The following is a 13,857-nucleotide window of genomic DNA, read 5'->3' as shown; positions in this document are numbered from 1 at the left end:
AGCGGACGGCAATCCCGGACGCGCTTTACTTCCACCTCGCTTTCTCAACGCTTATCCACGACCGAACCGAATCGCCGGCAATGGCGACACAGGACGAGGAACCGCCCTCGATCGAGCATCCGCTCCTCGAGCCCAACTTTCTCGAGCGCCGACTCTACCAGCTGAAACTCGCGGGCACGGCCGCGAACCACCACACGCTCGTCTGTCTCCCGACCGGCCTCGGAAAGACGACGGTCAGCCTGCTGGTCACGGCGCGTAGACTCGAGGAGGTCGGCGGGAAGTCGCTGATGCTCGCGCCGACGAAACCTCTCGTCCAGCAGCACGCGGATTTCTACCGGGAGGCCCTCCAAATTCCCGACGACGAGGTCGTCGTCTTTACCGGCGACGTCAGCCCCGACGACCGGGCGGCGATGTGGGAGACGGCGACGGTCGTGATGGCGACGCCGCAGGTGATCGAAAACGATCTCGTCGGGTCGCGCATCTCGCTCGCCGACGTCACCCACGTCACCTTCGACGAGTGCCACCGCGCGACCGGCGACTACGCGTACAACTATATCGCAGAGCGGTACCACGCCGACGCCCACGATCCGCTCGTGACCGGCATGTCGGCGTCGCCCGGCGGCGACGAGGAAGCGATCCTCGACGTCTGTGAGAACCTGAGCCTCCGAGAAGTCGAGGTGATGACCGAGGAAGACGCCGACGTCGACGAGTTCACCCACGACACCGACGTCGAGTGGGAGCGGATCGATCTCCCGGACGAGGTCCTCGAGATACGGGACACGCTGAACGAGGTCATCACGGATCGCCTCGAGAAGTTAAAGGAACTCGGGATCGCGCGCTCGACGCAGCCCGATCAGTCACAGAAGGACCTGAACCGGATGCGAGCCGAACTGCAGCAGTTGATCGACAACGATCAGTCGGAGGGATTCGAGGGGATGTCGGTCCACGCGGAGGTGATGAAGCTCCGACAGGCCGTCACGCTGGTCGAAACCCAGAGCGTCGAGGCGCTCCGTCGGTACTTCGAGCGCCAGCGAAACCAGGCTCGCTCGTCCGGAGCGTCGAAGGCGAGCCAGCGAATGGTGTCGGATCCGCGCGTTCGCGAGGCGATGCGGAAGGCCGAACGGTTCGACGAGATCCACCCCAAGTACCGCAAGACCCGTATGTTGCTCGCCGAAACCCTGGGACTCGAGGGTGGCGACCGCGTCATCGTTTTCACCGAGTCCCGCGATACGGCCGAGGCCCTGACGGACTTTCTCGGGGGGAGCTTCGACGCGAAGCGGTTCGTCGGGCAGGGCGACCGCGAGGGGTCGGACGGAATGACTCAGACGCAACAACAGGAGGTCTTAGACGAGTTCCGGGCGGGCGAATTCGAAGTGTTGATCTCGACGTCAGTCGCGGAGGAAGGACTCGACGTGCCGGAAGTCGACCTGGTTCTCTTCTACGAACCCGTTCCGACCGCCATCCGTTCGATCCAGCGGAAGGGCCGAACCGGTCGCCAGTCCGAGGGACGGGTCGTCGTCCTCATGGCCGAGGACACCCGCGACGAAGCCTATTTCTGGATCTCGAGGCGCCGCGAAAAGGAGATGGAATCGGAGCTACGCGAACTGAAGGGAATGGCCACGGCCCTCGAGAACGAACTCGACGACTCCCAGCAGTCGCTTTCGGATTTCGAGGGCGACGAGGAACGCACGGCAACGGGAGGCGACGACGCACCCCCCGGGTCCGAAGCCGTCGAAGAGCGCTCCGACCCCGATGCAGTCGGCGGGTCTTCCAGTGGAAACGAAGGGGGTCGAGAACAGCCAGGGCTGCAGGAATTCGCGGACCGGGCCGACGCCGCGGAGGGACCGGACGAGGAGTCCGTCGAGACCCACGAGCCACACGCCGAGGGCGAGACCGTCGAGGTCGTGGCCGACCAGCGCGAGATGGACGCGAACATCGCCCGCGACCTCTCGCGGCGCGACGAAATCGAGGTGCGCCTCGAGACGCTCGACGTCGGTGACTACGTCCTGTCGGATCGGGTAGTCGTCGAGCGCAAGTCCGTCGCCGATTTCGTGGACTCGCTGGTCGGTGGTGACCGGTCGGTCTTCGAGCAGGTCGGCGCGATGGCGCGTCACTACTCGCGCCCGATCGTCGTCGTCGAGGGCGACGGGCTCTACGAGCAGCGGGACGTCCACCCGAACGCGGTTCGGGGAGCGCTCTCGAGTCTCGCCGTCGACTTCGGTGCGAGCGTCCTGCGGACCGAGAGCGAAGCCGACACGACCGAACTGCTCGCGGTGATCGCCGGGCGCGAACAGGCGACCGCCGACCGCGAGGTGTCGGTCCACGGCGAGAAGGGCAGCAAGACTCTGTCCGAACAACAGGAGTACGTCGTCGCTTCCATCGCCGAAATAGGCCCCGTCACGGCCAGGTCGCTGCTCGAAGCGTTCGGCACGGTCGAGGGCGTGATGATCGCGACCGAAGACGAGTTACAGGAGGCAGACGGCGTCGGGACGGTGACCGCAGAGCGGATCCGAGAAGTCATCGGAAGCGACTATTCGGGTTAGCTCGGCGGTCGCGGTCGACCGTGGAGGCGGCGCCCGGTTTCGTGAGCCGGTTCGGACGGGGATCAGTCGCCGAGGTCGGGATCCGTCGCGATACCGTCTTCGCTCTCGTCGGATGCAGAAAGCGGGCCGGAACCACCTTCGGCACGGTCGACGAGACGTTCGGCGGCGTAGACGCTAAACACGGCGAGTGCGATACCGGCCAGAACGTCGATCACCCAGTGGATTCCCAGGTACATCGTCGAGAAGACGACGCCCGAGACGACGAACGACGCGATCGGGAACCACCGGGGATACTCGTCGCGGGACCGCCAGGCGAACAGCAAGACGACGACCGCCAGCGACGTGTGCAACGACGGGAACACGTTCGTGTTCGCCGAAACCGCCGCCGTCATGGTCTGGGTCTGCGGGTAGAAATCGTACATCAGCCCGGAGACGGACGAGAGGTGGTTTCGAGGCCCGTAGACGACGAACAGCGTGTAGCAGAGCGCGCCGATCGTATAGTTTAGCACGTACGCGATGAGCAGTTCCTTGAAGTGACGCTGGGACGGCAGCATGAAATAGAGGATCGGCGCGGTCACCAGCAGGAACGGGAACCCGAACATGTACATCACCGAGAAGAATTCGATCGTCTGCTGGGGGACGACGTCCTGAAGAACCGCGACGAAGTCCCCTTCGACGGCGTATATTTCCGCGGTGATGTCCACGCCGATAGCCTCGGAAATCTGCAGTCTGAATTCGTGTGTCGCCTGCTTGACCAGGAAAAACAGCGCCGCGACACCGAGATACGGTGCGATCTCGAGCAAACGGCCGTCGAGGTCGGCGACCGTTCGACGGATCGCGGTTCGATCGAGACAGATCGTGCTGGTTCCGACGAGTCCGGTACAAACGGCGGCTGCCGTGAGCATGACCATGAATCCAAGTGCCATCGTTAGGTTCCTCGCGAGGTCCTGAATCGGAGTCCGTGAGAGACCGAGCCGGCGACTCCGGAGGACGTCCGGTAGCGGCACCCCTGCACGGTGTGCAACCGGAGGCCGGACCGGGTAATCCACAGTCGGGATGGCTGCAATCGCGTTCTTCCCCAGTGCCCCGATACATCGAGCGGGATTTCAGGCCGAATCATATAATTTTACTGATTTTCCGAGTGTTGTTATATATAAGTGTCTATTCGAGATCGAGGCGGTCGACGAAAAACGGACTATCGGTTCGCGGTGACGTCGAGTAGCTCGAACCAGGAGCACCAGCCGCCGCGATCGCCACCGGTTCCGGGGCCATCAGCGCAACGTTTCCAACGTTTCGCCTGCCTCACGAGCCGCCTCGAGACACTCCCTCGCGTATCTCGGGTCGTCCGTGGCGGCAGCCTCCCGGGCGAACTTCTCGAGCGTTCGGACGAGCGCGTCGTGGGCGGCCTCGAGGTCGCCGTCGACTCCCTCGACAGTCGTCGGGCCGCGTCGACCCGACGTCGTCGATCGGGGAGGGTGGTCGTTCGGGGACGCGGTCGTCTCGGTTCCGCGGTCTCGAGTGTGCTCTGCGCCCCGTGTCCGTTGTGCCGTGGTCGAATCGATCGCGGTATCGCTCGGGTCGGTGGCGGCGTCGGTTTCGGAGGATGCGGACCCGAAGTCGTTGGTGGCGGTCGGCGTCGCGGATTCGGTCGTCGCTTCGGATCGGTCGGATCCGCCATCTCGACCGCCGCGCTCCTCGGCGGTCGGTTGGTCCCCAGACCGTTCCGTCTCGGCCGATTGGGCCTCGAGTTCCGTTCCCCGAACGGCGTCCGGATTGCCGTGACAGCTCGGACAGAACGTGGTGCCGTCCTGCTCGAACAGCGGGTCGCCGCAGGTCCCGCAGTGCGCGTTGGTCATCGTCGCGCCCTTGAGCAGCAGGTCGCTCATCCGCTGCGTCGCCTTCCGTTCTTCCTTGTCTCGTTCGTACTTCTCCCGAAGTTTTTCGCGTTCGGCTTCCTTGTCGAAGTCGCTCATGTCCGTCTAGACGCATCGAAGCGTCGAAAAAGCTGCGACAACCGACAGGATCTGAATCGCTACGAACGCGGGGGTCGTCGCGAGCAGTTTCGACGGCAGCAATCGCTTCGGCCGGCGTCGCCACGACCTCAAGATCGATCGCGAGCGCGGAGACGTCGTGGGTATCGAGTCCGACGAGGGGCCGATCGTAGATTCCGGCGAAGCCGATCTCAGAGAGCGTCCCGACGCCGCCGGGGAGGGCGATGACGGCATCACCGTTCAGCGGAACGAGCGCGTTTCTGGCGTGGCCGAGTCCGGTTACGATCGGGACGTCGACGTACTCGTTCGCGTCGTCGCGGTCCGCAGTGGGAAGGATACCGATCGTCCTCCCGCCCTCGGCCTTCGCACCGCGACAGACCGCTTCCATCGTGCCGCCGCGGCCGCCACAGACCACCGTGTGACCGTGGTCGGCGAGTTCGCGACCGACCGCCTCCGCTCGATTCGCCTCTTCGTCGGTAATCGATCCGCCGCCGATAACGCTCACTCGCATACCCGTGAGACGGGGCCGAAGTACTGTACGTTGCTCGATTCGGTCCTCGGTTCGCCCGAGGCGTCTTTCGCGGAGTCGGACCTCGAGACGATGACCCCGCGTGGGCGAGAAATCACCGCGATGTGGTGTCCGTCTGCGTTCGACAAGTGTCGATACATGCATCGTCAAATCGTTCGAAGCGGCGGGATTCGACGGATTTAACGCGCGGGCAAGTGGATGCTTACGTGGTATGACGAAAGTTAGCGTAGTCGGCGCGGCCGGAACGGTCGGGGCCGCCGCAGGCTACAACATCGCGCTTCGGGACATCGCGGACGAACTCGTCTTCGTGGACATTCCCGACAAAGAAGACGATACGATCGGTCAGGCCGCCGACGCCAACCACGGCGCGGCCTACGATTCGAACACGACGATCCGACAGGGTGGCTACGAGGACACCGAAGGATCGGACGTCGTCGTTATCACGGCGGGTATTCCGCGCCAGCCGGGCCAGACGCGGATCGACCTGGCGGGCGACAACGCGCCGATCATGGAGGACATCGGCTCCTCGATTGCGGAGTACAACGACGACTTCATCACCATTACCACGTCGAACCCCGTGGACCTGCTGAACCGCCACCTCTACGAGGCCGGCGACCGGCCCCGCGAGCAAGTGATCGGCTTCGGCGGCCGACTCGACTCGGCCCGGTTCCGGTACGTCATCTCACAGCGCTTCGACGCACCCGTCCAGAACGTCGACGCGACTATCCTCGGCGAACACGGCGACGCGCAGGTTCCCGTCTTCTCCAAGGTCCGCGTCAACGGCCAGGACCTCGAGTTCGACGAAGACGAAAAGGAAGAACTGCTCTCCGAACTCCAGACCTCCGCCATGAACGTCATCGAGAAGAAAGGTGCCACGGAGTGGGGGCCGGCGACCGGCGTCGGCCACATGGTCGAGGCCATCCTGCGCGACACCGGCGAGGTTCTCCCCGGCAGCGTCAAACTCGAGGGCGAGTTCGGTCACGAGGATACCGCGTTCGGCGTGCCGGTCAAGCTCGGCTCCGACGGCGTCGAAGAGATCGTCGAGTGGGATCTCACCGAGTTCGAACGGAATCAACTCGGCGAAGCCGCCGAGAAGCTCTCGGAGCAATACGACAAGATCTCGTAACGGTCGACTCGACGGTTCCAGTTTTTTGCGCACCGCACTCGGCGCCGGCGCTCGAGACGGCTTCTGGCCAGAGACCGGACACCGAACACGCCGCTCCGTCCCACAATCAGGGGCGTAAACGGGAGCAACCGTTCGTGCGTCGGCGGGGTCGCCGTCCGAAGGTCTTCGAGTTTCGGCGCGGCGAAAAACGGAGTGGCCGGATCGCCGGACCGTCCCTACTCGACCGGGCGCCAGACGTACCACGCTTCGTCGCGCGGCTCCTGGCCCTGGGTCCACCACTGGGCCTCCCACGTGGTGCCATCGTGAGTTACTCGATCGCCCTCACGGTAGATCTCGGACGAGTTCCAGGCGGGTGTGCCGCCGGCATCCGGATCGACAGGGGTGACGCCGTTTGCGTCCTCGACACGCTTCCAGACGTACCACTGTTCCTCGCGCGGTTCTTCGCCGTGGGCCCACCACTGGGACTCCCAGACGGCCCCGTCGTGGACCACGCGATCGCCCTCGAGATAGATCGTGTCGGGCTGCCAGGTCGGGTACGATTCTCCCCCGTCACTTCCGCCGTTGTCGTTCCGGCTGTCGTCGTTTCCGTCGCCTCCATTTCCGTCTTCGCCGCCATTCCCTGTCTCGTCCCCGTTTCCGTCTTCGCCGCCGTTCCCTGTCTCGTCTCCGTTTCCGTCTTCGCCGCCGTTCCCTGTCTCGTCCCCGTTTCCGTCTTCGCCGCCGTTCCCTGTCTCGTCTCCGTTTCCGTCTTCGCCGCCATTCCCTGTCTCGTCCCCGTTTCCGTCTTCGCCGCCGTTCCCTGTCTCGTCTCCGTTTCCGTCTTCGCCGCCGTTCCCTGTCTCGTCTCCGTTTCCGTCTTCGCCGCCGTTCCCTGTCTCGTCTCCGTTTCCGTCTTCGCCACGATTCCGTCCATCTTCCTCGTCGGTACCGTTTTCGCCGTCGTTGCCCGGATCTGACTCACCGCCCCGATTTCCGCCGCCGGTATCGCCGCCACCGCTGCCGCTGCCGCTCGAGTAGGTGGTGCCGTTGACGGTGACGTCGAACTGGTCGTACGTGACGTCGCCCTGGCTCCCCTGCCAGTATTCGTTGCCGAGTTCGATCCCGGAGATCCACTTCCGGTCGCTGACGCCCCATCGCTCGGTCATGAAGTCGATGGCTTCCGTCAGATCCACGCGGCCGGTCGAGAGGCCGCCGCTGACGCGGAAGATGTGGAAGTCGGCGCTCGTGCCGCCGCCGCCGTAGCGGGCCCAGTAGTCGATTGTGTTGCCGAATTTGTCCGTCCAGACGTTCTCTTCTTTCACCCCGCCATGGCCGTGGCCGCCGCCCCAGTCGAGGACCACCATGATCTCGTGGGTGTGCGTCTGGGTCTGTTCGGAGACCGGCGAGTCCATCAACCACCACTCCTCGGCGAGGTTCCACGAACCGCCGGAGATGTTCACGTCGACGTCCACCTCGAGGTCGAGCTGGTCGACGTCTCCCCGCCGGATCGGGAAGTCCCGGACGCCCGTGTCCGAGCCCCAGGGTTTCGTTCCGAGGAGGCCCTGGGGATAATTCGGTGGCCCGCCGCTGGACCGCGTCGACCACTCGTATCCGTACGAGCCGTCGGTATTCGTCCTGATACACATGTCGACGTCGGAACTCCCCCAGTCGTTGTTCTTCAGTACGAAATCGCCGGCGCCGATCTCGAGTTGAGCGTGCGAACCGCACTTCCTGGCGGCCTCCTGAGCAGCGACAGTCGAACTGCCGATCGCGGTGGCCGCGAGCGCGGTCGCACCGACCTGGAGAAACCGTCGGCGAGATCCGCGCGAGGAGCTGCCGTCGTCGTCCCCCTCGAGCGACGAGGAGAGGTCGGTGTGCGCTCGCCTCAACTGCTGCTTCCTGCTGTCAATCCGTCGATCCCCCGTGGTGTCGGTGTGAGAGCCGTCTCGTGTCATGGTTGATGCCGTGAGTGTCGCCGAACGTCATCGCGTCCGGAAGCGCGGAACCGAATCACCCACCGCGATGGCGTACCATCGGAAGCGTCGTTGGATTTGTTCAATAATATATACGAAGTAAATTAAACTGTACACGTTTGATACCAGTTCAACAATAATATGAGCGAGTTGAAGCGGCCGAAACGGCGACGAAATTCGCAGTCCGGATCCCCGGAAGCGAACCGGCAGAGACGCCACTGCACGTGGGCCGACCGTGGGACGAAGACGCGTCAAGACGCTTGGCGCGGTCGATATAGCGACGCCGAGCGGGAAGTTCAGTTGGCTTATCGTCAATCAATTCGGATTTACGGGGGATGGAGCGGGACGAAAGACGGGATCGTGACCTCGCTCATGGAATCAACTGTTCGCCGTCGTCGTCGTAGATCGTGATCGCATCGACGGGACAGGACCGGGCGGCGAATTTCGCATCGAGTTCCGCGTCCGCGGGCACCTCACGAACGAAGACGCCGTCCTCGACCTCCTCGCCGCCCTCGAGAACCGCCTTCCCTTTCGATTTATCCTTCTCGAAGGCCTCCCACTCGGCGACGCACTGAAACATCCCAATACAGGTATCCTCGTCGTATTCGACTCTCATAGGCGATCATTCGGCAGTTTGCGGTAAATCGTTAGCGATCGGGGGCCACGGCCGATCGTTCGGAAACGGTCCCAGGCGCTTCGATGGCGCCTTTCGGCGCAATTCGACGCCGCACGAGCCGTGATTCCGGGCGAGGGATGGCGCTGAGAAGGCGGATGTCGAGTGCAAAAACCGACGGCGTCCTTTTTACGTGGGGTCGTCGAACGACGTCTCACGGAATGGTCGCACCGTCGTTCGCCGTCCTCGTCGGAACCGCTATCCTCACGTGTCTGTTCATGGCGTGGGTGCTCGGCGCGAACAGCAATTCGCCGCCGTTCGCGCCCGCTATCGGCGCGAACGCGATATCGACGATGCGCGCGGCGTTCGTCATCGGCCTGCTCGCGGCCGCCGGTGCGATCATGCAAGGTGGCAGCATCTCCGAAACGGTCGGCGCGGCGCTCATCGACGGCGTCGCGATCACACCACTGGCGGCGACCGCGGGCCTGCTGACGGCGGCGACGTTCATGGCGGTCGGCATTTACACGCGGTATCCGATCCCTGCAGCCTTCGCGACGACGGGCGCCATGGTCGGCGTCGGGCTGTCCCTCGGCGGCGATCCGGCGATGGCCACCTACCGACAGCTCGGCACCTTCTGGCTGCTCGTTCCGATCATGTCCGGCGGGCTGGCCTACGTGACGGCGGTCGCGCTGCGACGCGACGACATCCCCGAGCCGATCGCGATACCGCTCCTCGCCGGGATCGTCGGCGCGATCGTCGCAAACGTTCGGCTCGGCGTGATCCCGGATCCGACGGCCGAGCAGGGGAGCCTCGCGGGGTTCGTCGGACGCCAGCTCGGCGGCGGCCCGACGCTCTTCGCGGGGGCCGACCTCGGAACGGTTCTCGCGACGATTGGCGCCAGCGCCCTCTGGTTCTACTGGATACGCCGGCGCGTCCTCGTCTCCGCCGAGGACGGGATCCGCGTGTTCCTGCTCGTCCTCGGCGGTATCGTCGCCTTCTCGTCGGGCGGCTCGCAGGTCGGGCTCGCGACGGGCCCCCTCGAGAACCTCTTCCGCGTGGAGCTCGGGCTGCCGGGAATAGCACTGCTCGCGATCGGTGCCGCCGGAATTCTCGCCGGTGCCTGGATGGGCGCACCGCGGCTGTTGCAGGCGACCTCGCGCGAGTACGCGCAACTCGGTGTCCGTCGGTCGATCGCCGCCCTCGTTCCCGGATTCATCGTCGCGCAGTTGGCCATCGCGCTCGGGATCCCGATCTCGCTCAACAACATCGTCCTTTCGGGGGTCATCGGCGGCGGGCTCGCGGGCGGTTCCGCCGGCGTCTCGCGACGAAAGATCGGCGTCACGATCGGCTTCTGGCTGCTCACGCTCGTGAGTTCGGTCGTCGTCGGCTACGGCCTCTATCAGCTGTTTGCGACCGTGATCGGCTGACCGGGCGGACCCGGGTCTCACTCGAGGACGGTCACCGGCCGCGCCGTCCGCTCGACGACGGTCGCTGCGATGCCGCGGCCGAGAAACCGTCTGAGGAATCCGTCGGTTCCGGCGCCGGAGCCGACCATCACCACGTGGTCGAACCCCTCCTCGGCGGCGTACCGGGGAACGACGGAGCCGGGTCGCCCCTCGGTCACCTCGAGCCGAACGCGATCCGCCGCCCCGGGATCGGCGACCGACGCCAACAACTCGTTCGCGCGGGACCGTGCCTGCCCGGCCCGTTCGTCGCCTCGCTCGAGGACACCGCCCTCGCTGAGCGGGGCGTCCAGCGGCGTCACGACGGTCAGCAGGGTGATCTCGGCGTCGGGAAACGTCTCGAGGGCGTAGGACAGCGCCTCGTCCGCTCGCGGACGGCCGAGTTCGGGAACCAGAACGCGATCGGGAGCGGAGTCGGTCATGGGACCCCGTTCGACGGCCGCGGGCATCGATCTATCGCCGCGTCGGTCCGGCGCGGACGAACGGACCACCGGACGCCACAGGGGGTCGAGAGACGACAGTTTAAACCACCGGACGCACCAACGACGGGTAATGAATATCGAGGAGCTCTCGAGGCTCCCGGCCGGTGCCGTCGATCACTTCCGGCGCGAGGGGATCGAAGCGCTGTACCCGCCGCAGGCCGAGGCAGTCGAAGCCGGTGCGACGGAGGACGAAAGCCTCGTCGCCGCCGTTCCCACCGCCAGTGGGAAGACGATGATCGCCGCACTGTCGATGCTGTCGGCGATCGAACGCGGCGGAAAGGCGCTGTACATCGTCCCCCTGCGAGCGCTCGCCAGCGAGAAAAAGGCAGAGTTCGAGGCCTACGAGGAGTTCGGCGTCACGGTCGGCGTGACGACCGGCAACTACGAGAGTACCAGCGACTGGCTCGCGACGAAAGATATCATCGTCGCGACCAGCGAGAAGGTCGATTCGCTGGTACGCAACGGCGCGGACTGGCTCTCCGATCTCACCTGCGTCGTCAGCGACGAGGTTCACCTCATCGACGATCGAAATCGGGGTCCGACGCTCGAGGTAACGCTCGCGAAACTCCGCCAGCTGTCCCCCCAGCTCCAGGTCGTCGCACTGTCGGCGACGGTCGGAAACGCCGACGAGATCGCCGACTGGCTGGACGCCGCGCTCGTCGAGACCGACTGGCGGCCGATCGACCTGCAAACGGGTGTCCACTACGGCAACGCCCTGAACTTCGACGACGGCTCGACGCGCGAGGTGCCGGTCGACGGCTCCGAAACGCAGGAGGCCGCACTCGTCCGCGACATCCTGACGGAAGGCGGCTCGTCGCTCGTCTTCGTCAACTCACGTCGAAACGCCGAGGCCGCGGCGAGACGGCTGGGAGGGGTTTCGAAATCCGAACTGACGGCCGAGGAGCGAGCGGCGTTGGCCGACCTGGCCGACGAAATCCGGGACGACAGCGACACCGAGACGAGCACAGACTTAGCCGACTGCGTCGAGCGCGGTGCAGCCTTCCACCACGCAGGTCTCTCGAGTACACAACGGAGCCTCGTCGAGGACGCCTTTCGCGACCGCCTGTTGAAAGTGATCGCCGCGACGCCGACGCTCGCCGCCGGCGTGAATACGCCAGCCCGCCGTGTGATCGTCCGGGACTGGCGCCGCTTCGACCCCAGCGCCGGCGGGATGGCTCCCCTCGACGTCCTCGAGGTCCACCAGATGATGGGGCGGGCCGGTCGACCGGGACTGGACCCCTACGGCGAGGCCGTCTTGCTCGCCAAGAGCCACGACGAGAGCGAGGAGCTGTTCGACCGCTACGTCTGGGCCGATCCGGAGCCGGTTCGATCGAAGCTCGCGGCCGAGCCCGCGTTGCGAACCCACGTCCTCGCGACGATCGCTTCCGGGTTCGCTCGAACGCGAAACGGCCTCCTCGAGTTCCTCGAGGCGACGCTGTACGCCAGTCAATCGACCGAGGCCGGCAGGCTCGAGACGGTGACCGAGACGGTTCTGGCGTACCTCGAATCGAACGATTTCATCGAACGCGACGGCGACGATAATGGCGGTGACGGTGGGGACGGTGGCAGGAACGGCGGAGACGGGGACCGGGACGGGGACGGGGACGACATCGGCGCGTTTACCTCGGCCGCCGACCTCGCCGAACGCAGCGGCCGGGACGAGTCGCTCGAGGCGACCAGCCTCGGCCACACCGTCTCGCGACTCTATCTCGATCCGATGAGCGCGGCCGAGATCGTCCACGGTCTCGAGCGCGACGACGACCGACCGACGGCGCTGGGTCTCTATCAGCTCGTTTCGCGGACCCCGGACATGTACGAACTCTACTTACGGTCGGGCGAAGACGAGACGTTCGGCGAACTCTACTACGAACGCGAGGCCGAACTCCTGGGCGACGCACCGAGCGAGTTCGAGGAGGACCGCTTCGAGGACTGGCTCGCCGCGCTCAAGACCGGAAAACTGCTCGAGGACTGGGCCGACGAAACGGACGAAGAACGACTGACCGACCGGTACAAGATCGGCCCGGGCGACCTGCGCGGGAAGGTCGACACCGCCGAGTGGCTGCTCGGTGCGGCCGAGTCGCTGGCCGCCGAAATCGACAGCGAGTGGACCGTCGCGGTTCGGGAGGCTCGCGCCCGCGTCGAACACGGCGTCGGTGAAGAGCTTCTCGAACTCGTCTCGGTCGGCGGCGTCGGCCGCAAGCGCGCCCGGAGCCTCTACGATCGCGGAATCGAGACGCCGTCCGACCTCCGGACCGCGGACAAAGGCGTCGTCCTCGACGCGCTCAAAGGCGAGAAGACGGCCGAGACCATCCTCGAGAACGCCGGCCGCGAGGATCCGGCGATGGACGGCGTCACGCCGACGTCGACGGGCGGGAGATCCGGCCGAGCGTCGGGGGATTCGACCGATCGTTCGAACGACGGCGAGCCGACCGACCCGAAGCCAACCGAAGCGGACGACGGTCAGTCGAGTCTGGGTGATTTCTAGTGCGGACGCTCGAGTGTCGCCTCGCGATCGACGATCTGGACTCGTTCGTGGCGACGCTCGGCGAGATCGGTGACCGCCACGACGTGACGATCCAGGCGTTCGATGCCCGCTACGTCGCCGATCGACGCCACCTCGCGCGAGCCGTGGAACTCGCAGACCGCGCCATCGAGCGCGGCGAGAACGTCGCACGGGATCGTGCCGTCGAGATCCTGCTGTACGCCGCCGGTCGCCGCCAGATCGACCGCGCGCTCGAGATGGGCGTCAGCGACGGCGACACCCCTGCGGTCGTCCTCGTCGATTCCGACTCGACCGGCGACGAGGGAACGGCGGCCGACGAGGGTGCAACGGGTTCCGACGGCGACGAAGCGACCGCGATAGAGGAGATCGAACGGACGGACGCCTTCGTCGAACGCGACTCGACCCTCGAGTCGCCGGACGTCGACACGCTGTGTGCTTTCTTCGAGATCACCGACGCCGAACGGGCGGCCACCGACGCGGGGCTGTCGGCGCTCGTTCGGGAGCGAGTCGCGTTGCTCGAGGTCGAGAAGTGAACCGAACCTGTCGGGACGGGGGAATCGGCAGCCACTCGTATCGCAACTCGTCACCATCCCCTCGAGAAGATCGCCAGCAGCTTCTCGAGCAGCAAGTCCACAGCACGCTCTTGTGCGACCGC

General features: G+C 65.5%; 10 protein-coding genes and 1 pseudogene. 5 read left to right on the top strand and 6 right to left on the bottom strand.

The genetic code is table 11. From position 1 onward, the window contains the following. Nucleotides 1-80: 80 nt before the first annotated feature. On the top strand, nt 81-2,543 hold the full coding sequence (locus NJT13_RS11850; RefSeq protein ID WP_254521844.1) for a DEAD/DEAH box helicase: 2,463 nt from the start codon (nt 81-83) through the stop codon (nt 2,541-2,543). Nucleotides 2,544-2,605: 62 nt separating this feature from the next. Here NJT13_RS11850 and NJT13_RS11845 read toward each other — a convergent pair whose 3' ends face one another. From NJT13_RS11845 to NJT13_RS11835, 3 genes and pseudogenes are all read right to left on the bottom strand, one after another. Continuing rightward, complete coding sequence (locus NJT13_RS11845; protein ID WP_254521843.1) at nt 2,606-3,469, bottom strand: phosphatase PAP2 family protein; 864 nt, start codon at nt 3,467-3,469, stop codon at nt 2,606-2,608. 345 nt (nt 3,470-3,814) lie between these two features. After that, nucleotides 3,815-4,516: an Sjogren's syndrome/scleroderma autoantigen 1 family protein gene (locus tag NJT13_RS11840; RefSeq protein ID WP_254521842.1), complete on the bottom strand. Its 702-nt coding sequence runs from the start codon at nt 4,514-4,516 to the stop codon at nt 3,815-3,817. 76 nt (nt 4,517-4,592) lie between these two features. Beyond that, a pseudogene (locus NJT13_RS11835) lies at nt 4,593-5,045 on the bottom strand (TIGR00725 family protein); the annotation flags it as partial. Nucleotides 5,046-5,274: 229 nt separating this feature from the next. Between NJT13_RS11835 and mdh the strand changes: the two are divergent. Continuing rightward, the gene (gene mdh, locus NJT13_RS11830) at nt 5,275-6,189 is read left to right on the top strand and encodes a malate dehydrogenase (RefSeq protein WP_254521841.1); all 915 of its coding nucleotides are present in this window, start codon (nt 5,275-5,277) and stop codon (nt 6,187-6,189) included. 215 nt (nt 6,190-6,404) lie between these two features. Here the strand turns inward: mdh and NJT13_RS23230 are convergent, their stop codons facing one another. Together NJT13_RS23230 and NJT13_RS11820 are read right to left on the bottom strand one after the other, a co-directional pair. After that, on the bottom strand, nt 6,405-8,123 hold the full coding sequence (locus NJT13_RS23230) for a carbohydrate-binding protein (protein ID WP_278002238.1): 1,719 nt from the start codon (nt 8,121-8,123) through the stop codon (nt 6,405-6,407). A 388-nt stretch (nt 8,124-8,511) separates the two neighbouring features. Next, nucleotides 8,512-8,757, bottom strand: coding sequence for a ferredoxin (locus NJT13_RS11820; protein ID WP_254521840.1), 246 nt, complete (start codon nt 8,755-8,757; stop codon nt 8,512-8,514). A gap of 218 nt (nt 8,758-8,975) precedes the next feature. Here NJT13_RS11820 and NJT13_RS11815 point away from each other — a divergent pair, with 218 nt between their 5' ends. Beyond that, the gene (locus NJT13_RS11815) at nt 8,976-10,181 is read left to right on the top strand and encodes an inorganic phosphate transporter (RefSeq protein WP_254521839.1); all 1,206 of its coding nucleotides are present in this window, start codon (nt 8,976-8,978) and stop codon (nt 10,179-10,181) included. A 17-nt stretch (nt 10,182-10,198) separates the two neighbouring features. Here NJT13_RS11815 and NJT13_RS11810 read toward each other — a convergent pair whose 3' ends face one another. Next, nucleotides 10,199-10,639, bottom strand: coding sequence for a universal stress protein (locus NJT13_RS11810; RefSeq protein WP_254521838.1), 441 nt, complete (start codon nt 10,637-10,639; stop codon nt 10,199-10,201). Between the two features lie 130 nt (nt 10,640-10,769). On the opposite strand from NJT13_RS11810, the gene NJT13_RS11805 reads away from it, so the two are divergent. Both NJT13_RS11805 and cgi121 read left to right on the top strand, forming a co-directional pair. After that, nucleotides 10,770-13,184, top strand: coding sequence for an ATP-dependent DNA helicase (locus tag NJT13_RS11805; RefSeq protein WP_254521837.1), 2,415 nt, complete (start codon nt 10,770-10,772; stop codon nt 13,182-13,184). Further along, nucleotides 13,184-13,735, top strand: coding sequence for a KEOPS complex subunit Cgi121 (gene cgi121, locus NJT13_RS11800; RefSeq protein ID WP_254521836.1), 552 nt, complete (start codon nt 13,184-13,186; stop codon nt 13,733-13,735). Before NJT13_RS11805 ends, cgi121 begins: the two co-directional genes overlap by 1 nt. The last annotated feature ends 122 nt before the right edge of the window (nt 13,736-13,857 follow it).

It is taken from the genome of Natrinema caseinilyticum, from assembly GCF_024227435.1.
GTDB classification, from domain to species: Archaea; Halobacteriota; Halobacteria; order Halobacteriales; family Natrialbaceae; genus Natrinema; species Natrinema caseinilyticum.
This window is presented reverse-complemented; position numbering and strand designations above follow the sequence as displayed.